The sequence below is a fragment of the Flavobacterium sp. CSZ genome (assembly GCF_015350725.1).
Lineage (GTDB): Bacteria > Bacteroidota > Bacteroidia > Flavobacteriales > Flavobacteriaceae > Flavobacterium.
Window position 1 is genome coordinate 24,878 of the sequence record NZ_JADKPQ010000017.1, and the last position, 18,299, is coordinate 43,176.

At 33.8% G+C, this 18,299-nt stretch carries 16 protein-coding genes; 6 read left to right on the plus strand and 10 right to left on the minus strand.

The genetic code is table 11. The annotated features are described in order from the left end of the window. Positions 1-46: 46 nt before the first annotated feature. Positions 47-523, minus strand: coding sequence for a DUF6252 family protein (locus IRZ78_RS18510; RefSeq protein ID WP_194617931.1), 477 nt, complete (start codon positions 521-523; stop codon positions 47-49). A gap of 255 nt (positions 524-778) precedes the next feature. Here IRZ78_RS18510 and IRZ78_RS18515 point away from each other — a divergent pair, with 255 nt between their 5' ends. Next, entirely contained in the window at positions 779-2,743 is a 1,965-nt protein-coding gene (locus tag IRZ78_RS18515; protein WP_194617932.1) for a biosynthetic peptidoglycan transglycosylase, read from the plus strand. A 112-nt stretch (positions 2,744-2,855) separates the two neighbouring features. On the opposite strand, the gene IRZ78_RS18520 is transcribed toward IRZ78_RS18515, so the two are convergent. Together IRZ78_RS18520 and IRZ78_RS18525 are read right to left on the minus strand one after the other, a co-directional pair. Next, a complete protein-coding gene (locus IRZ78_RS18520; protein WP_194617933.1) occupies positions 2,856-3,605 on the minus strand; it encodes a LytTR family DNA-binding domain-containing protein in 750 nt (249 codons plus the stop codon). Next, entirely contained in the window at positions 3,602-5,425 is a 1,824-nt protein-coding gene (locus IRZ78_RS18525; protein WP_194617934.1) for a histidine kinase, read from the minus strand. Before IRZ78_RS18525 ends, IRZ78_RS18520 begins: the two co-directional genes overlap by 4 nt. Positions 5,426-5,572: 147 nt before the next feature. Between IRZ78_RS18525 and IRZ78_RS18530 the strand changes: the two genes are divergently transcribed. The 4 genes from IRZ78_RS18530 (at position 5,573) to IRZ78_RS18545 (ending at position 10,148) form a co-directional block, all read left to right on the plus strand. Continuing rightward, positions 5,573-6,532, plus strand: a complete 960-nt coding sequence (locus IRZ78_RS18530) for an SIMPL domain-containing protein (RefSeq protein ID WP_194617935.1) — start codon at positions 5,573-5,575, stop codon at positions 6,530-6,532. A 111-nt stretch (positions 6,533-6,643) separates the two neighbouring features. Further along, complete coding sequence (locus tag IRZ78_RS18535; RefSeq protein WP_194617936.1) at positions 6,644-7,804, plus strand: vWA domain-containing protein; 1,161 nt, start codon at positions 6,644-6,646, stop codon at positions 7,802-7,804. Positions 7,805-7,819: 15 nt separating this feature from the next. After that, on the plus strand, positions 7,820-8,443 hold the full coding sequence (locus IRZ78_RS18540; protein ID WP_194617937.1) for a murein L,D-transpeptidase catalytic domain-containing protein: 624 nt from the start codon (positions 7,820-7,822) through the stop codon (positions 8,441-8,443). 67 nt (positions 8,444-8,510) lie between these two features. Then, positions 8,511-10,148, plus strand: a complete 1,638-nt coding sequence (locus IRZ78_RS18545) for a DUF4139 domain-containing protein (protein WP_194617938.1) — start codon at positions 8,511-8,513, stop codon at positions 10,146-10,148. Between the two features lie 89 nt (positions 10,149-10,237). Here the strand turns inward: IRZ78_RS18545 and IRZ78_RS18550 are convergent, their stop codons facing one another. The 4 genes from IRZ78_RS18550 to IRZ78_RS18565 form a co-directional block, all read right to left on the minus strand. Further along, positions 10,238-11,275 carry an aldo/keto reductase gene (locus tag IRZ78_RS18550; protein ID WP_194617939.1) on the minus strand — a complete coding sequence of 346 codons (1,038 nt, stop codon included), beginning with the start codon at positions 11,273-11,275 and terminating at the stop codon, positions 10,238-10,240. Between the two features lie 139 nt (positions 11,276-11,414). Continuing rightward, positions 11,415-11,645, minus strand: coding sequence for a hypothetical protein (locus tag IRZ78_RS18555; protein WP_194617940.1), 231 nt, complete (start codon positions 11,643-11,645; stop codon positions 11,415-11,417). A 335-nt stretch (positions 11,646-11,980) separates the two neighbouring features. Beyond that, positions 11,981-12,925, minus strand: coding sequence for an OmpA family protein (locus IRZ78_RS18560; protein ID WP_194617941.1), 945 nt, complete (start codon positions 12,923-12,925; stop codon positions 11,981-11,983). Positions 12,926-13,179: 254 nt separating this feature from the next. After that, complete coding sequence (locus IRZ78_RS18565) at positions 13,180-13,941, minus strand: exodeoxyribonuclease III (RefSeq protein ID WP_194617942.1); 762 nt, start codon at positions 13,939-13,941, stop codon at positions 13,180-13,182. Between the two features lie 117 nt (positions 13,942-14,058). Here IRZ78_RS18565 and IRZ78_RS18570 point away from each other — a divergent pair, with 117 nt between their 5' ends. Then, the gene (locus IRZ78_RS18570) at positions 14,059-15,861 is read left to right on the plus strand and encodes a lysophospholipid acyltransferase family protein (RefSeq protein ID WP_194617943.1); all 1,803 of its coding nucleotides are present in this window, start codon (positions 14,059-14,061) and stop codon (positions 15,859-15,861) included. Between the two features lie 97 nt (positions 15,862-15,958). On the opposite strand, the gene IRZ78_RS18575 is transcribed toward IRZ78_RS18570, so the two are convergent. The 3 genes from IRZ78_RS18575 to IRZ78_RS18585 form a co-directional block, all read right to left on the minus strand. After that, a complete protein-coding gene (locus tag IRZ78_RS18575) occupies positions 15,959-17,059 on the minus strand; it encodes a suppressor of fused domain protein (protein WP_194617944.1) in 1,101 nt (366 codons plus the stop codon). A gap of 246 nt (positions 17,060-17,305) precedes the next feature. Then, positions 17,306-17,770: a DUF2752 domain-containing protein gene (locus IRZ78_RS18580; RefSeq protein WP_194617945.1), complete on the minus strand. Its 465-nt coding sequence runs from the start codon at positions 17,768-17,770 to the stop codon at positions 17,306-17,308. Continuing rightward, on the minus strand, positions 17,745-18,128 hold the full coding sequence (locus tag IRZ78_RS18585) for a DUF4234 domain-containing protein (RefSeq protein WP_194617946.1): 384 nt from the start codon (positions 18,126-18,128) through the stop codon (positions 17,745-17,747). The genes IRZ78_RS18580 and IRZ78_RS18585 overlap by 26 nt, the downstream gene beginning before the upstream one ends. Between the last annotated feature and the right edge of the window lie 171 nt (positions 18,129-18,299).

Sequence of the window (18,299 nt, forward strand, 5' to 3'; positions counted from 1 at the left end):
TTTAACGAATGTACATGAGCGAGATTTTTTTATAAAACAACTTCTACTATCTTAAAACTCTAAAGCTACCTTCTGTAACAGTAAATGTCTGTTCTCCTGAAGTTCCCGAAAAAGTAAATGTGCCTTCAATTTTTTTATCATCAACAGCGGTAATATTTATTTTTCCAGATTTAGCATTAGCATTCTTTATTGCAGGCATAAAACTAAAAGACGCTTGATAAGTAGTCTCCATATTTGATAAATCATATACGATCTCATGGCTTCCCTTGGTAACATTCAAAGGCGTCCATAATGAAATTTTTTTGTATGTGTCATCAATTCCCGTACTTCCCATAATATTCATGTTTAACGACGACATAAGGCCAGGCTCAAAATTGTATACTTTCCCATTGTATGTGAATTTGATAAATTCCTCTTGATTTTCCGGAGTTCCTTCATCATCAGAATCATTACTACTGCATGACGACAACACCATTGCACAAATAGCAAAAGACAAAAACATAATTTTTTTTAAGATTTTCATTGGTTTGATTTTAATATTATTAATGAAGCAAATATATATTGTGTAAATTGTAAAACTTTACGGCTTCTCTCAATTTTGACGCTAAACCATAAATTCCTTCTATTATCTAGAAAAACACAAAACATAATAACAACAAAATCAAACCTTTAGAACATTATAGAAAATTTATAAGGAAAACTTTATAAGCAGATAAATTTAAATTTAAATTTACACTAGCTTTGAAAAGCGAAAAATTTCGAATACCAATCTCCATTTATGAAATTCCCAAAACAAAAAATATACAAGGCACTTATAATACTTGCATTAGTATTGGTAGTGCTTTTTTTAGGCTTTTACTTTTTTCGTGATTCGCTTTTAAAACAAGCTATCGCCAAAGTAAAAACTAAGATGAATACCGAATACAACAGTACATTTTCTGTAAAATCGGCTACGTTTGATGGTTTAAATGGTATTAAATTAACCAATGTTGTTCTGGTTCCTAAAAATGCCGATACACTTTGTAACATTGAAAAAATTGAAACCAGTATCAGTTTATCTAATTTACTAATTGGTGATGTACAAATTGGAACTTTAAAAGTAAACAACGGTTATATTCAATTAGTAAAAAAAGGAAATGTCCGCAATTTTGATGCTTTCTTAAAGAAAGACAAAGCCGACACTGATAAAAACGAAAAAAGAAAATACGCCACTTTTGCCTATCGCATTATTTCAAAATTACTGAATCTGGTTCCGACAGATATGAAGTTGGAAAACCTGAATTTCAGAATTGATGATAATGGCAAAAAAACCTCTGTCGCAGTAAATAAACTCGTTTTAGACAACAAACAACTCGAAACCAATCTTCATGTTCAAAGCAAAGATTTTGATCAGCGCTGGAACATAAAAGGATTTACTGATCCAAGAAATAAAAAAGCCGATATTCGTTTTTTCAATCTTGATACCGGAGCAATTCGTGTTCCGTATTTAGACGAACGTTATAATTTAAAAGCAAGTTTCGATTCTATCCGATTAAATGTTCAGAATATAGAAAAAGACGGCAGCGAATTGCATATCGAAGGTTACACTTCTATCGCCAATTTAAAAATCAACCACCCAAAAATTGCCAGTAAAGACGTTGTGATAAAAAATGCGCGTTTTGATTATCGCTTTTTATTAGGAGATGATTTTATTTCGATCGACAGCACTTCGACCATGCAACTGAACAAGATAAAAGTGAAACCTTATATTTCTTACAGCACCGAAAAAGATACCATTTATACGTTGAAAGTGGATATCCCAAAAATGAAAGCGCAGGATTTTATCGTTTCATTGCCTGATGGATTGTTTACACACTTTCAGGGAATGGAAGCTACGGGAAATTTCGACTACAAACTGGATTTCAAATTCAATAAAAACAAACCGAATACTTTAGTTTTTGATAGTAAACTCAATAAAGAAGATCTAAAAATCACCAAATATGGTGAAGCCGATCTCAACAAATTAAACGGTGAATTTGTCTATCGCGCCATTATTCAGAATGTTTTGCAAAGACCGGTTTTAGTTGGAAATGCAAATCCTAATTATACACCTTTAGATCAGATTTCGCCTTATTTAAGAAAATGTGTCCTGACGACCGAAGATCCTTCTTTCTTCTCCCATCGCGGATTCATTAATGAAGCTTTCAAGCAATCTATTTTAAAGAATATCAGAACCAAAAAATTCTCTCGCGGTGCTAGTACTATTAGTATGCAATTGATTAAAAATGTTTTCTTAACCAGAGAAAAAACACTTTCGCGTAAACTGGAAGAAATTCTATTGGTTTATATTTTGGAGAACAATCGTGTTGTTAGTAAAGAAAGAATGCTGGAAGTCTATTTCAACATCATCGAATGGGGACCAAATGTATACGGAATTGGCGAAGCAAGTCATTTCTATTTCCAAAAAAGTCCATCGGCTTTAAATGTAGATGAATGTTTGTACCTGGCGACTATTATTCCGAAGCCAAGAAAATTCATGTATCAGTTTAATGATCAGGGAAATCTGAAAGACTTTGCTGTGCAAAATCAGAAGTTTTTAAAAAATTTAATGTTTCGTCGCGGTCTTTTAGTTCCTGAAGATACAATAGGCCAGCTGCCGGTTTATATTTCCGGTAATGCACGTTCTTTAATACGGATAAAAGCTCCTGACTCAACTGCGGTTAAAAACGATTCGCTGTCGATAGAAGAAGAATTTGACTTATAATATTTGTTTAACCGCAAGGTTTTACGCAAGGCGCGCTAAGATTTCTTTAAGTTGTGAAATAAAAACCTTTGCGAACTCTGCGTAAAACCTTGCGAACTTTGCGGTTAGAAAACTACTTAAAGTTCTTTAGAAAATCTTCTTTATAAGTAGGCGACACTTCGATTTCGGCTCCGTCGTTTAGCGTTACAATTCCGCCTTTATTGTATGATTTCACACAATTCATATTAATGATATGAGATTTATGAACCCGGATAAAAGGCAAAGGCAAAATTTCTGAAAAGTGTTTCAAAAACCGGCAAACCATTTTCTTGTTTCCATTATTCAAATACAAATCAGTGAAATTTCCATTTCCGCGCAAGCGAACTATTTCTTCCATTTTTACCACTTCAAAACCTTCCAGCGTTGGTAAGATTACCTGTTGTTTCTCTGGTTTTGATTCATGAAAGTTCTCAACGATAATTTTATTTCTGTTAAAAATCTCATGATTCATAATTTGATGCTGCACTTTATTTACCGCAACAATCAATTCTTCGATACTAATGGGTTTTAGCAAATAATAGGCCGCACTTTGGTTTAATGCTTTTAGCGAATATTCAGAAAATGCTGTGGCAAATATAGTTTCGAATTGCAGATCTTTACACGCTTCAAGAACATCAAAAGCGTTCCCAAAAGGCATTTCGACATCAAGAAAAACCAATTGAGGCTGAATTTCATGCAGCAAAGGGACAGCTTCTTTTATATTCTGCGCCTCACCTACAACTTCAACCTGCGGACAATATTTACTCAAATAATTTTTGAGTACTTCGCGCGCCGCCAATTCATCCTCGACAATTACACTTTTTATCTTCTGAAATGTCATCATATTTTATCAATTAATGGAAAAACAATCTGAACAATTGTTCCGGATTCCGGCAAAGCTTTCTCTTTAATTTCAAAAGTAATATTCTTTTTATACAATTCATTCAGCAACCCAATTCGTTCATTGGTATTATTAAGGCCACGCGATTCATGTACTTTCTGGTTGCTTGTTTTCAGTTCCTTGCTTTTGGCTAAACCAATTCCGTTATCATCAATAATTACGACAACTTTACCATCAACAAACTGAAATTGAAGCTGTAGAAAACCTTTTTTGTCGAGATAACGTAAACCGTGCCAAATTGCATTTTCTAAATGAGGCTGAATAATCATATTGGGTACAAAAACACTCTCGGCATCCAGCTTTTCATCAACAGTAATTTCAAAATCAAACTTATCCTGAAAACGCAAATGTTCCAGATCCAGGTATTTTTTTAATTGCTCGACTTCTTTATCCAGCGAAATAAAATCTTTGTTCGAATTTTCCATCATATCCCGCATCAGGTTCGAATACGAAGTCAGGTATTTATTGGCTTCCAGTTCTTTGTTTTCAGAAATAAACTGGTTGACACTATTCAGACTATTAAAAATAAAATGCGGATTCATCTCGCGTCGTAACGATTGCAAAGCGATTTCTTTGTTCTTGATTTTTATAGCATACAAAGCTTTTACAATAAAGGCGAACAAGAGCAAAAGCAATAAAATTGATCCTAAAAGAAAATAATTGAAGGTATTTTTCTTGGTAATTAATTCATCTTTTAATGATTTTTCTTTTTCAAGCTGACGTATTTTACCTTCTGTAACCTGAAAAGTTTTTGCATTAATCAAAGTCGTATCAGAATGAATTAACTCATCAAAATTTTGAAAGAATTGCTCATAAAGAGCCATACTCTCTTTTTCATTTCCGTTAGATTTATAATATTTTGCAAGGGCTGATAAAGTATTTTTGGCTTCCGCCGAATTTCCTTTTTTAGACGCTAAATCATACGCTTCTTTCAATGAAACTAAAGCTTTCTTTGGTTCTTCTTTTTTAAAATAAAGTGTTGCCAGCGATTGCAATTGCTTGATCTGAGTATTAAAGTCTTGTTTGGTTACGGCTTCTGCCAATAGTTTTTGATTGATTCCAATTGCTTTTTCAAACTGATTGTCTGAGGCGTAAACATTGGCAATTTCATTCTTAATTTTAATTACAGATTCCGGTTTGTCTTTTGCGTAAACGAGTGCATTTTTATAGCTTTCTATTGCAACACTTTTATCTTTTAGGTCTAATGAATTTTGAGCTTTCTGAACATATGCTTCTGTAACTTCCTGACTTTTCTTTTCCTTTTTCAGCAATTCAATATTAGAATCTACATAATTGGTCTGACTGGCAGGATTTGACTGATTTTTAAGTCGGTTGGCATCGTTTAAGTTGATCTTTTCTTCAGAAACATCTTTTGCTAATGCACCTGCAACTTCGTAATTTTTAATGGCTGAGTTAAAGTTTTTTTGACTTTCCTGTACTTTGGCCAAACTACGCGTTACACGGATTTTATCTTCAGTCCTTTTTAATTTGGTGTAACTGTTTAATGCCCTCTTAAAATATTCCTCGGCTTTGGCATTATCACCATTATTCAAAAATTCGTTGGCCAATTTTTCATAATTCACGGCAATTTTCGATTCATTATTTTCATCCAATGAAACAGATAAATCTTCTGCCGCCTTACTGATTTTGACCTGCTTGCTTTTTTCGGCTTTAGGCACAGGAATTTCCTGCGCTATTGTTTGTTGCGGAAACAATAGCACTGCATAAAGCATACTAAAAATAATTAACCAATGACGTTTCACAAATAAGTTGTTTTGAAAATGTAAAGTAACTTAATTTCAAATTCCTATCCTATATTTTTCACCAAGTCAAAAGACCCGTTGACCCATTCTTCCAAAAATACGTTTTTTCGATCAATACATTTGATTATCAATTTAAAAACTATAATCATGAAAAAACTATTCTTTACATTCTTAACAACACTATTTTCTTCCTTTATAATGGCACAGGCTTCCGGAAATATCAATTATCAACATCAGCAATCTTATAACAACAATGCGATTGATATAAATTTTCCTTCAAATACCGATATTATTGTAAGTGTAAAAGGGCTTGCAAATGTTAAGGCAGACGCCTATACGGCAATTTTTAGCATTACTCAAACCGGCAAAACAACTAAGGAAGTGAATGAATTAATGGACCAAAGAATTACGCAGTCATTAAACGAAATTAAACTTAAAAAAGGAGTTGAAACTTTTGTCGACATGATTTCTTTTGTTCCGGTTTACCAATACGAAACAGAGAAAAAAGTGTTTAATCGAAAGACTTATAATGAAGTTCCCGCAGGATTTGAACTCAAGAAAAACATTCATATAAAATTCGCTGATCCTGCTCAGCTTAATGAATTTATTTCGATTTTATCCAATTATGAAATATACGATTTGGTACGGGTTGATTATTTCTCGAATGCATTAGAAACCCTCAAAAAAGAAATGACAAACAAAGCAAAACTTCTTATTCAGGAAAAATTAAAAAACTATCAGGAATTGCTGGGAGAAACATTTACAAATGCTGAGAAAAAAATCACTGATGATTTCATTATAAACGTACCCGTAGAAATGTATAAATCGTATGAAGCCTACAATAGTTCTTCTTTAAACTTAAAAAAGGCAAACATTAATCAAATCAACAAATCGGTTACACTTTATTGCCAGCCGGTACTTAATAAAGATTTTGATTTTGTAATTAATTCAACTGTTTTAGAACCTGTTATTCAAATACAATATGAAATTAAAATTGCGATTAACAGAGAAAAGAAACCGGTTTTAAAAACAGACAAAGAATTTATTCTGGTGACTCCAAACGGTGATTTAAAAAACCTGAATATCAATACAACGAAACAAAACTAATTGCACAGCATCATTTCACCAAGTCAAAATACCGTTTCACCCTTTCTGTAAAAAATGAGGTCTTTAAGTTTTTAAATTTGATCTGTAATCAACAATTAAAAACTCGAAATCATGAAATCAAATCTATTTATCTCAGCACTTTTGGTCACTACAATCTCTTTGGTAAGTTTTACTTCTTCGAATGCAAATTCTAAAAAGAATACTGTAATCGAAAAACCAGTAGTAACAGAAAACACCAAGATACAGGTAGCGCTTTTACTGGACACCTCGGGCAGTATGGATGGTTTGATAGACCAGGCAAAATCCAGGCTTTGGAACATTGTAAATACGCTGACCACTTTAAAATATGACGGAAAAACACCTGATATCGAAATCGCATTATATGAATATGGAAATGACGGATTATCTCAAAAATCGAATTACATAAGACAAATAGCGCCGCTTTCGACAGATCTGGATTTGATTTCTGAAAAACTGTTTGCCCTAAGTACAAATGGAGGCAGTGAATATTGCGGAGCTGTTATTCAGGACGCTACCAAAAAATTGAAATGGGCGAAAGACAACAACAATATGAAGCTGATTTATATTTCCGGAAATGAAGAATTCAATCAGGGCGGGATTAATTATAAAGAAGCTATTAGCGATGCTTTAAAAAATGGCATTTATGTGAATACTATTTATTGCGGAGATAAAACTCAAGGCATACGCGAACTATGGAAAAATGGTGCAGATTACGGAAAAGGGAAATATTTTAATATTGATTCTAATGAATCTGTACGATACATTGCCACACCTTATGATGATGAAATTACAAAGTGCAATGAAAAAATCAACAACACCTACATTAGTTATGGGGCCAAAGGTTCTGCTAAAAAAATGAATCAGGAAGCGCAGGATAAAAATGCACAAAAAGTTTCGGCCTCAAATTATGCTGAACGTGCGGTGAGCAAATCAAAAGCGGTTTATAAAAATGAAAGCTGGGATTTGGTCGACAAAGTCAAAGAGGACAAAACGGCTATTTCTAAAATTAAAAAAGAAGAATTACCAAAAGAACTTCAGAATAAATCTGAAGCCGAGATCAAAACAATTGTCGAGCAAAAAACGAAAGAGAGAGCTACAATCCAGAAAGAAATTGGCGAATTGGGCAAAAAACGTCAGCAGTTTATTGATGCCGAAACTAAAAAAACCAAGAAACAAGATGATTTGGGAAATGCCATCAACACATCGATCGTGGGCTTTGCAAAAGTAAAAGGTTATACAGTGGAGAAATAAAATCAATCGGTAATCATGAAAAAGAAAATTTTCCTTTTGCTGCTGTCCAGCATTTTTGGTCTGAGTTTTGCATGTATGAACAAGAAAGAAGAATCGATAAGTATTAAAAGTTCAAAACCGGTTTACTCCTACGAAGAGAAGCTAAAAAGTGAGATCACTGAAATCAGGAGTTTTTTGGGGAAAACGCCTAAATACAATTCAGATGTTGTTTTCTTTTTAGACATGAAGATTGAATCTGGAAAAAACCGGTTTTTTATTTACGATTTAAAACACAACAAACTACTCGATAAAGGTCTGGTCGGACATGGTTCCGGATCAGAAACAGGAACTCCGGGAAAATTGAAATTTAGCAATGTAAAGAATTCGAATTGCAGCTCTTTAGGCAAATATGCCATTGGCGGTTCCTATTCGGGAAGATTTGGCAAAGCCTATAAATTATATGGTTTAGACCAAACCAATAGCAATGCTTTCGACCGCAATATAGTACTTCACAAATATATTGACGTTCCGTTTGACGAGCAAATTAATCCTATTTGTAACAGTTTGGGATGCCCAATGGTAAATGAAAAGTTTTTTAGGATCATCGAAAAAAAGATTGATAATTCTAAAAAGAAAATCATTTTAGTAATTTATTATTAAGTTAAACCAACCTTAGGGCCATTTTTGTTATCTATAATTTTATAATAACACTTTAAATTATAAACTCATGATTAAAAAACAAGCCACATTGCTCTTATTGCTAATAAGCACGTTTGTATTGGCACAAAAGCCAATTTTTACTACTGCCAAAGTAAAATCAGCAACAGTATATTTTAATGCCGCCGAATTATCTCAAACTGCAACTGCAACACTTCCGGCTGGTGCGAGCGAAATTGTAATCAAAAACGTAGCGGTGAATTTAAATGAAAATTCTGTGCAAATTGGTGCGCCATCAAACGTAACAGTTCTTTCGGTTCAGTTTACCAACAATTATATTTCAGAATATGAAGCCGATTCTAAATCGCCTGCACTAAAAATAGTAAGGGACAGTATCGTTTTGGTTCAGAAGGAAATTCAGAAAGTGCATAATACGATTAATTCAGAAAACAAAACGATCCAGCTTTTAGATAAAAACCAACAGATTTCGGGAGTAAACTCAGGTTTGAACGTAACCGAATTAATGAAAATGGTTGATTATTATAAAAACAAGCAAATTGAGATTGCCAACAATATCAATACTCTTACAGAGAAACAGACAAAGCTGAATGAAACGCTTCGAAAATTGAATAATAAGCTGGAAATAAACGCAAATAAAGAAGAGAAAACATCATCAGGAAAACTAATCTTACAGGTGATGAATCAAACTGCCGGAGTAATTCCGTTCGACATTTCTTATCTAACGGATAATGCAACCTGGACACCTTTTTATGATTTGCGTGCCGAAAGCGTTACATCGCCAATTAATATGATGTACAAAGCACAAGTGGTTCAGAACACGGGTATTGACTGGAAAAAAGTAAAACTGACTTTATCAAGCGGACAGCCTAATCAAAATAATCAGGCACCAATATTAAGTTCTTGGTTTTTAGCCAATCAAACCTATGGGGAAGTGACTACTACTGCTTATGGATTGAGCAAAAGAAATCAGATTCAGGGAAGTATTGCAAAAGTTTCAAGAGAAGCAGAAAAATCTATGGATATGGCTGCTACTGTAATGATGGAATCATCAGTTTCTAATTATACTACTGTTGCAGAAAACCAACTGAATGTTTCGTTTGATATTGATATCCCCTATGATATTTTATCGAATGGAAAAATACACAGTGTTTCATTAAAAGAAATTAAATTACCTGCAACTTATAAATATTATGCAGTTCCACGAGTAGAGAATGAAGCATTTTTGTTGGCCGAAATTGCAGATTACAGTAAGTATAATTTACTAAGAGGTGAAGCTAATATTATTTTTGAAGGGATGTATGTTGGTAAAACTTTCATAGAACCTAATCAAACCAGTGATACTTTGAATCTGAGCATGGGGCGTGATAAAAAGGTTTCGATAAAACGCGAAAAAGTCGCTGATAAATCAGGAACTAAGTTTTTATCTACTAAAAAAGAACAAACTTTTACTTTTGATATTACCGTGAGAAACAATAAAAAAGAAGCGGTCGAATTGTTATTGAAAGATCAATACCCATTAAGTACCAACAAAGAAATTGAGGTAGAATTATTGCAAACCGACGGTGCAAAAGTAAATGCCGAAACCGGAATAATAACTTGGCAATTGCAGCTGAAACCAAATGAAAACAAGAAATTCAGAATTAGTTATAAAGTCAGATATCCTAAAGATCAGAATTTGAATTTATAAGAAAATAGAATTTAAACACGAATTCCACTAATTCTCACGGATTGCTCTGTGTTTATTAGTGGAATTTGTGTTTAATCTAAAAACTCTAATTAAGGAGCCGGATCAGGAATTATCGCCTGAACTGCAGCAATCTCGGTTAAAATTTCTTTTGACAAGAACACATCTATAGTGTCGATATTTTCTTTTAGTTGTTCCATTGTCGTCGCACCAATAATCGCACTGGTTAAAAACGGTTGTTGCAAAACAAATCCCATTGCCAGTTCTGTCAATGTCAGGCCGTGTTTTTTTGCAATTTCCTGATACAATCTTGTTGCTTGGGTACATTGATCACTATTATAACGCGTGTATTGCGGGAAAAGATTGATTCTCGCATTTGGATGTGCTTCTCCGGTTAAAAATTTACCCGTTAAAACTCCAAAAGCTAAAGGAGAATATGCCAGTAAACCTACATTTTCGTATTTAGAAATTTCGGCAGAACCTACTTCAAAAAGACGATTCAATAAGTTATACGGATTTTGAACGGTTTTGATTCTTGGCAGGTCTTGATATTTGCTTTCTTCCAGAAAACGCATCATTCCCCACGCATTTTCGTTAGAAACCCCAATGTGTTTGATTTTACCTTCTTTGATTAATCCGTTAAAAGTTTCCAGAATTTCTCTAAAATTATCTTCCCATTCGGCATCGTGATCTTTAAAACCGCGTTGTCCAAAATAATTTGTTGGTCTTTCCGGCCAATGCATTTGGTACAAATCGATATAATCTGTCTGAAGACGTGTTAAACTATTTTCTAAAGCATATTTAATGCTTTCCGGAGAGAAATCTACTTTCTCACGCATGTAGGTAAAATTAGGGTTTGGTCCCGCAATTTTAGAGGCCAAAACCACTTTTTCGCGATTTCCGGTTTTCTTGAACCAGGTTCCTATGATTTTCTCGGTACTTCCGTAAGTGGCTTCGTTTGCAGGAACCGAATACATCTCGGCAGTATCAAAAAAATTAATACCTCTTTCGAGTGCATAATCCATTTGTTGATGTCCTTCTGCTTCGGTGTTTTGCTGCCCGAAAGTCATTGTTCCGAGGTTTATTTTACTAACTTTTATGTCGGTGTTGGGTAGTGTGGTATACTTCATTTCTTTTGAGTTTCTAAGTTGCTGAGTGACTAAGATTCTAAGTTTACAGCTTTTGAATTATAAAACTCAAAGATACGACGGGATTTTTCAAATGAAAATTGTACAAAAGTTAAAAAAAGGATAAGAATATGAATTCCATCTAATCATTATCCCAATCTAGCATTTCTTTCTCTAAATCTTCTTTCGAAATTATCCTATTGTGTTTTATATCTTCCAAACCCAATTCTACTTTTTGATGATATTCTACCCATAATAAATTATTCTTTTCAACAAGATTTGGATCAACAAATATCATATCTTTCTTTGTTAAACATCTCATAACTTTTACTTTTATTTCTTCTATAAATATAGTCCCTAACGGGACAATCATTTAGACGATTCTTCTCTTCTACTACCAACATCTAACTCCTAACGGAGTATTCTTAAAATTATTTTTCTTTAAGACAAATTGCGACAAAACCAAAACATTTTAAGCCTTAAAAATATCTCGAAGAGATTAAATATTGGTAGAAAAAATAATACAAACGAATATTTGTCCCGTTAGGGACTACATTATATAAAATGAATAATCTATTTTTCATTTCTTACAAGGTTTTCAAAACCTTGCAAGAAATACTAGAAAACAAAAAAGGCCCAAAGTAAAACTTTGAACCTTTTTAATCTTTAAAAAAACTTAGCAACTTAGCCTCTCAGAGACTTAGCAACTTAATTAATACTATTCAACATCTCAGCGATTTCATCTAATCTTGGTGTTAGGATGATTTCGATTCTGCGGTTTTTAGCTTTTCCTTCCGGGGTAGCATTACTCGCTAGCGGAGAAAACTCGCTACGACCTGCTGCTGTTAGTTTTTGTTTATTGATTTTAGCGTTTTCACTTAAAATATTTACAATTGCTGTAGCTCTTTTTGTAGATAAATCCCAGTTGTTTGCAATTGGTCCAGAACCTGCATACGGATCATCATCAGTATGACCTTCGATAAGAACCGAAAGATCAGGATTGTCTCCTAATACTTTTCCTAATTCTACAACGGCTTTTCTACCTTCGGTTCCAACGGCCCAGCTTCCTGAATTGAAAAGCAATTTGTTTTCCATAGAAACATATACTTTTCCGTTTTTTTGTTCTACTGTAAGACCTTTACCTTCAAAACCATTTAAGGCTTTAGACAAAGTTTCTTTTAGTTTTTTCATTGCTGCTTCTTTAGCTGCAATCATAGCTTCAAGTTCGTTTAAGCGACTTGCTGTTTTATCCAGACTTGCTTGTTCTTCGGCTAGTTTTTTTGATTTTGCTTCTAATTGTGCCAGCAATTCACGGTTTTTAGCCATGTTTTTCTCTAATGCATCGTTGCTGTTTTTCTCTAGTGCGTTGTATGAATCCTGCAAAACTTTGAATTTGTTTTGTGCTGCGGCAAGATCTGCTTTTTGTTTGGCAAGATCATCTTTTGTGCTGGCCAGATCTTTTGTTAGTTTATCACGTTCTAATTCTAATTCGTTTTTTGCTTTTTGTAAATCGGCATTTTGATCAGCGATTGAACGGTTTTCTTTTTTAAGATCTGAATATTTTGTTTCAAGATCGTTGTAAATTTTCTTGGATACGCATGAAGTCATAGACATAGCTACAACTATTAGTCCGATGGAGGCCTTTTTAATCATATTACTTTTTGGTTTTTATTGTTGGGGCGCATTAATAATTCAAAATTTCTTGTTTTACGGAGAGCCCTAGCCCTGATGGGAACGCCATCCTTTTGTGGTGAGGTTCACCACAAAAATATAGTGGACAGCAGGAAATAGCTCCTTAAAATTAAAATTCCAATCCAGAAGCCTCGGGATAAATTTCAAATTGCAAAATAGCTAAATAATGCTCGTCCCTAAACTCGCTATTCTCTCAACAAGAACAGTACCAAACTTTACTCGATTTCGACTAAAACCGGGCAGTGATCTGAATGTACTGCATCTGGAAGAATTACGGCACGTTTTAATCTGTGTTGCAAAGAATCGCTTACCAAATTGTAATCGATACGCCAGCCTTTGTTATTTCCTCTGGCTCCGGCGCGGTAACTCCACCATGAATAATGATGCGGATCTTTATTGAAATGACGGAAACTATCAACAAAACCTGATTTCATAAAGCCATCAAGCCAGGCGCGTTCTTCAGGTAAAAATCCTGAAACAGTTTTGTTACGAACGGGATCATGAATATCGATGGCTTCGTGGCAAATATTATAATCGCCACAAATAATTAAATTAGGTATTGTTAGCTTTAGCTCGTTAATATAAGTTTGAAAGTCATCCATAAACATAAATTTATGGTCTAATCTCTCAATATTGGTTCCAGACGGAAGGTACAAACTCATTACTGAACAATCGTCAAAATCGGCACGAAGGTTACGTCCTTCAAAATCCATGTGCTGAATGCCGGTTCCGTAAACCACATTATTGGGTTTTATTTTAGATAAAATAGCCACTCCGCTATACCCTTTTTTGGTAGCCGGATAATAATATTGATATGGGTAACCTGCAGCAGTAATATCGTTTACGGGAATTTGTTCTTCGGTTGCTTTTATTTCCTGAAGACAAATAACATCAGGATTAGCCTGTTGCAACCATTCGATGAAGCCTTTAGTTATTGCGGCACGTATTCCGTTTACATTATAAGAAATAATTTTCATTAGTGTTTTTTTTGGATTTCAAATGTAATAAAAAAGTGGAAAGTTTGTGTTTGAAACAACGAAAAGTAGACTTTTTTGTTATCTTTGTTCGCTGCTCTAATAAATTAAAAATAGTACATGGGTTTAGTTACCGCGAAAGAAGTTGCAAAGGCAATAAATGTTGAAAAGTACGGAGTTCTTGGTACTTTTTCAGGCTGGATTCTTATGAAGGTCCTTAAAATTTCTACCCTTAATAAAATTTACGATCATAATAAACATTTAGAAGACGTTGCGTTTTTGAACGGAGTATTGGATGAATTGCAAATTAAATTCGAAATTCCGGAAGAAGATTTAAAACGTTTACCTAAAGATGGCGCTTATATTACCATTTCAAATCACCCGCTTGGAGGAATTGATGGTATATTGCTATTGAAATTAATGCTCGAAAGAGAACCAAATTTCAAGATCATTGCCAACTTTTTATTACACCGAATTGTTCCGCTTAAAAAATACATCATGCCGGTGAATCCTTTTGAGAATCATAAGGATGCTAAATCGAGCGTAGTGGGAATTAAAGAAACGTTGCGTCATTTAAGTGATGGAAAACCTTTGGGGATTTTCCCTGCCGGGGAAGTTTCAACCTACAGAGACGGGAAATTAGTTGTAGATAAACCCTGGGAAGAAGGCGCTCTAAAATTGATTAGAAAAGCCAAAGTTCCGGTTGTACCTATTTATTTTCATGCTAAAAACAGCCGATTATTCTATTGGCTTTCTAAAATTGATGATACTTTACGAACTGCAAAATTACCATCGGAATTGCTTACGCAGAAAGACCGTGTAATTAAAGTTCGTATTGGAAAACCAATTTCTGTAAACGAACAAAACGAGTTTGAATCGTTTGAAGATTACTCGGAGTTTTTAAGAAAGAAGACTTATATGCTTGCCAATCCTTTCGAAAAGGACCATAAATTACTGGACACGGCGAGTTTAAAAATACCAAAAGCACCTAAAAAAATCGTAACGCCCGCGAGTGAGTCAAAAATGATTGACGAGGTGAATATGTTAAGAAATAGTGATTGCCGTTTATTGCAAAGTAAAAACTACGAAGTATTTTTTGCAAGAGCGAAATCTATCCCGAACATTCTCCACGAAATTGGCCGTTTGCGTGAAATCACTTTTCGTGAGGTGGGCGAAGGAACAAATGAATCTATCGACTTAGATCAGTTTGACCAATATTATCACCATATGTTTTTATGGGATGAAGACACTAAAAAAATTGCAGGTGCTTATCGTATGGGACTGGGTTCTGAAATTTACCCTAAGTACGGAATTGAAGGTTTTTATTTGAATGATTTATTTAGATTCGAACCTGAATTGCACGACATGATGCACAAATCGATCGAAATGGGTCGTGCGTTTATCATTAAGGAATACCAGCAAAAACCAATGCCATTGTTCTTGTTATGGAAAGGTATTATTCATACTACTTTGCGTTATCCTGAACATAAATATTTATTGGGCGGTGTAAGTATCAGTAATCAATTCTCTGACTTTTCGAAATCACTGATGATTGAGTTCATGAAGTCGAATTATTATGATCCGTATATTGCACAGTATATTCACCCGAAGAAAGCATATAAGGTAAAACTAAAAGACGCTGATAAAGATTTTATCTTTGATGAAGCAGAATCTGACTTAAACAAATTCGATAAAATCATTGATGAATTAGAACCAGGAAATTTACGTTTACCTGTTTTAATTAAAAAATACATCAAGCAAAATGCGCGCGTTGTCGCTTTTAATGTCGATCCTTTGTTCAACAATGCCGTAGATGGTTTAATGTACATAAGAATTGCAGATATTCCAGAAAGTACTATGAAACCTGTTATCGAAGAGTTTCAGATAGAACTGGAGCGTAAATTATCTGAGAAAGAAGATTAATTACAAAATTGGATACAAAATAAAAAAACTCATAAGCCGAGGCTTATGAGTTTTTTTATTTTAAATACCTTTCTTTATTTGCTTATTGCTGTTAATTTCAAACAACTTCTTCTCGGTTTAAATTAAATATTTCTTCTCCAATATTATCTAGCTTATCTAGCACACCCTCAACTCCGGATTCTATCATTTCGGTTCTTTCTTTATTTGATATTGGAACTATCCATAAAAAAGTACTTCTTGTTCCTCTATAATCCGGTAATTTAACTTCTGGAAGCGCTTTGAGCCTATTGGTAAGTATGGCAAAATTAAATTTTTCATTAACTCCAGTTTGAAATTCTACAGTATGACCTTCTGCTAAAAAAGTAACAAAATCCCAAGGTATTGCTGTCATCCCGCTTATAGAGCTCCCAATTTTATTTACCTGGTCGTTGTTCAATGCAGACTGTAGAATAACTCCAAGTTCAATTCTATTAACATCACTTGTGTTTTCAAAATACATCTCTATTTTGGGCTGTGGTCGCAATGATACTGCTACAGTTGCAAAAACAGCTTTTTCTGCGCCTTGATTCACATAAAGGCCTTTTGGGGGCCATTCTGCATTATCAATTGCAAAATATTTTTCACTTTTACCGAATATTTCATCGTAATAATCTAAAATTTCTGGCTGCAGAATTCTAAAAGGATTCATTTCTTCATCCCATGATTTCAAAAATTCTGCTGAGCGTTTAACACGCGTACGCATTTCATTATCTTCTGAAATTTCCCAGGCAAAATCGCCCATTCCAGTACAATCGCGAGCGTATCCGTAAAACCCGCCATTACCTCCCCAACTAGGAATTATACATAAAATTTCTCCGTTTTCTAATAACGCCGCTCCATCTCCTTCTTCCAGCCAAACAATTTCCAGAGTATTAGCATTGAGTTCTTCCTGTCCTTCCGGAAATTTGCAAAACTCTTTGGTTAACATAGGAGAAACACCTTTTTCCATCAATTTTGTCTCTTTTTCATTTGGCGCAGCATTTAAATTTCTAATCCAGCAGCTTTTTGTACCAAAATCTTCATTATCCCCAAACAGATAAAAGTAAGCAGTTCTATTATCCTGTTCTACAATTGCAGTTATTGGACAGCCAGGACTTCTTAGTTCAAGAATAACCTTCGGTTTTTCAATTTTATTATTGTTTCTACTAAATAATCCCATGTTTCTACAATTTATTATTTCCAGATTAAACTACACTTAAGCAACGTTTTTTATCTGGAAAACACTATTAATTTTACACTAAAATAATGCTTTTTAATTTCAGTTTACACGAACTTATCTCTAAAAATTATGAAAAAGTAATTTATCACTTCCTTTTAAATTTTGATGAGCTATAGGGCAAAAGCTTAGCGTTCACAGTAAGTCAAAAAAAATCCCATTTGCCTTCACAAATGGGAACTTAATATTTTAAAACCAAATCGACTGATGTAATATATCATCAAAAGAATTATTCCTAACAAATAACACTAATCGTATCAAATGATAAAAGGCTAGAAAATAAGCCATATTATAGGCTAATTTTCGATTGTATAAAAGACCTGTAAAATATTCTTTTTTGGTAATAATTTCTGTGATCAGTATAATGATAGTCAACCAGCAAAATACAATTACAAAAGGTCCTAAAATATGATAACTAATGCTTTTATAAATATCTCCCTGATAGAAATACACTAGCGATTTTGTTATACCACAACCCGGACAAGGAAATCCGGTCACCATCTTGAAAGGACAAAACGACTGATCTGTCTCTAAATGGTCATTGTGATTGTTGAGCATTAAGAAAAACGGAATTATCAGTGTAATTGCTGCACCGATAATTCCGTAAACTTTACGCTTTACTCTGCTATTATTTGTATAATCTGTTGATATCACCTTGTACAATCATTGCTGCTGCCATAGGAAAGAAAAGACCTAAAACAATTAATAAAGTAGACTGATCTTTTTGAAGTTCACCTGTTTTTTCATACACTTTTGGCAATGCATCTTTACCAGCTAAGTAATAAAAATAAATATTTACCGGCATACAACATCCTGCAAAAATTGCAATAGGCTGCGAAATAACTTCTCTTTTAGCTACAGCATTAAAAACTTCTGCAACTTTAATATTCCAATAAATTAAATATAATCCACAAGTTAAAAATCCAAAAACCAATACCATTATTGGATCTACTTTGAATACCGGAATTTGCTCATTAAAATCATTAGACGTCTCTTGAAAATTGTTTTCCATTTTATTTATTAAAATTAATTGGTTAGTTCCTACTCTTGGGATTTTCGGCTACTCCTTATTTAGAAACAATATTATTAAAAATTAACTTTAAAAACTAATAATCACCTGAAAATTGTACAGAAAAAACTCGTTATAAAACTCTAAAAATAGCACAAGGCTTGTGAGCTCTCT

What these genes read in the sequence shown, in the direction of transcription:
- IRZ78_RS18565 (WP_194617942.1), bottom strand. Translation starts at nt 13,941, where the DNA reads ATGAAAATTATTTCTTATAATGTAAACGGAATACGTGCCGCAATAACT.
- IRZ78_RS18515 (WP_194617932.1), top strand. Translation starts at nt 779, where the DNA reads ATGAAATTCCCAAAACAAAAAATATACAAGGCACTTATAATACTTGCA.
- IRZ78_RS18550 (WP_194617939.1), bottom strand. Translation starts at nt 11,275, where the DNA reads ATGAAGTATACCACACTACCCAACACCGACATAAAAGTTAGTAAAATA.
- IRZ78_RS18575 (WP_194617944.1), bottom strand. Translation starts at nt 17,059, where the DNA reads ATGGGATTATTTAGTAGAAACAATAATAAAATTGAAAAACCGAAGGTT.
- IRZ78_RS18585 (WP_194617946.1), bottom strand. Translation starts at nt 18,128, where the DNA reads ATGGAAAACAATTTTCAAGAGACGTCTAATGATTTTAATGAGCAAATT.
- IRZ78_RS18560 (WP_194617941.1), bottom strand. Translation starts at nt 12,925, where the DNA reads ATGATTAAAAAGGCCTCCATCGGACTAATAGTTGTAGCTATGTCTATG.
- IRZ78_RS18540 (WP_194617937.1), top strand. Translation starts at nt 7,820, where the DNA reads ATGAAAAAGAAAATTTTCCTTTTGCTGCTGTCCAGCATTTTTGGTCTG.
- IRZ78_RS18555 (WP_194617940.1), bottom strand. Translation starts at nt 11,645, where the DNA reads ATGATTGTCCCGTTAGGGACTATATTTATAGAAGAAATAAAAGTAAAA.
- IRZ78_RS18570 (WP_194617943.1), top strand. Translation starts at nt 14,059, where the DNA reads ATGGGTTTAGTTACCGCGAAAGAAGTTGCAAAGGCAATAAATGTTGAA.
- IRZ78_RS18520 (WP_194617933.1), bottom strand. Translation starts at nt 3,605, where the DNA reads ATGATGACATTTCAGAAGATAAAAAGTGTAATTGTCGAGGATGAATTG.
- IRZ78_RS18530 (WP_194617935.1), top strand. Translation starts at nt 5,573, where the DNA reads ATGAAAAAACTATTCTTTACATTCTTAACAACACTATTTTCTTCCTTT.
- IRZ78_RS18510 (WP_194617931.1), bottom strand. Translation starts at nt 523, where the DNA reads ATGAAAATCTTAAAAAAAATTATGTTTTTGTCTTTTGCTATTTGTGCA.
- IRZ78_RS18545 (WP_194617938.1), top strand. Translation starts at nt 8,511, where the DNA reads ATGATTAAAAAACAAGCCACATTGCTCTTATTGCTAATAAGCACGTTT.
- IRZ78_RS18535 (WP_194617936.1), top strand. Translation starts at nt 6,644, where the DNA reads ATGAAATCAAATCTATTTATCTCAGCACTTTTGGTCACTACAATCTCT.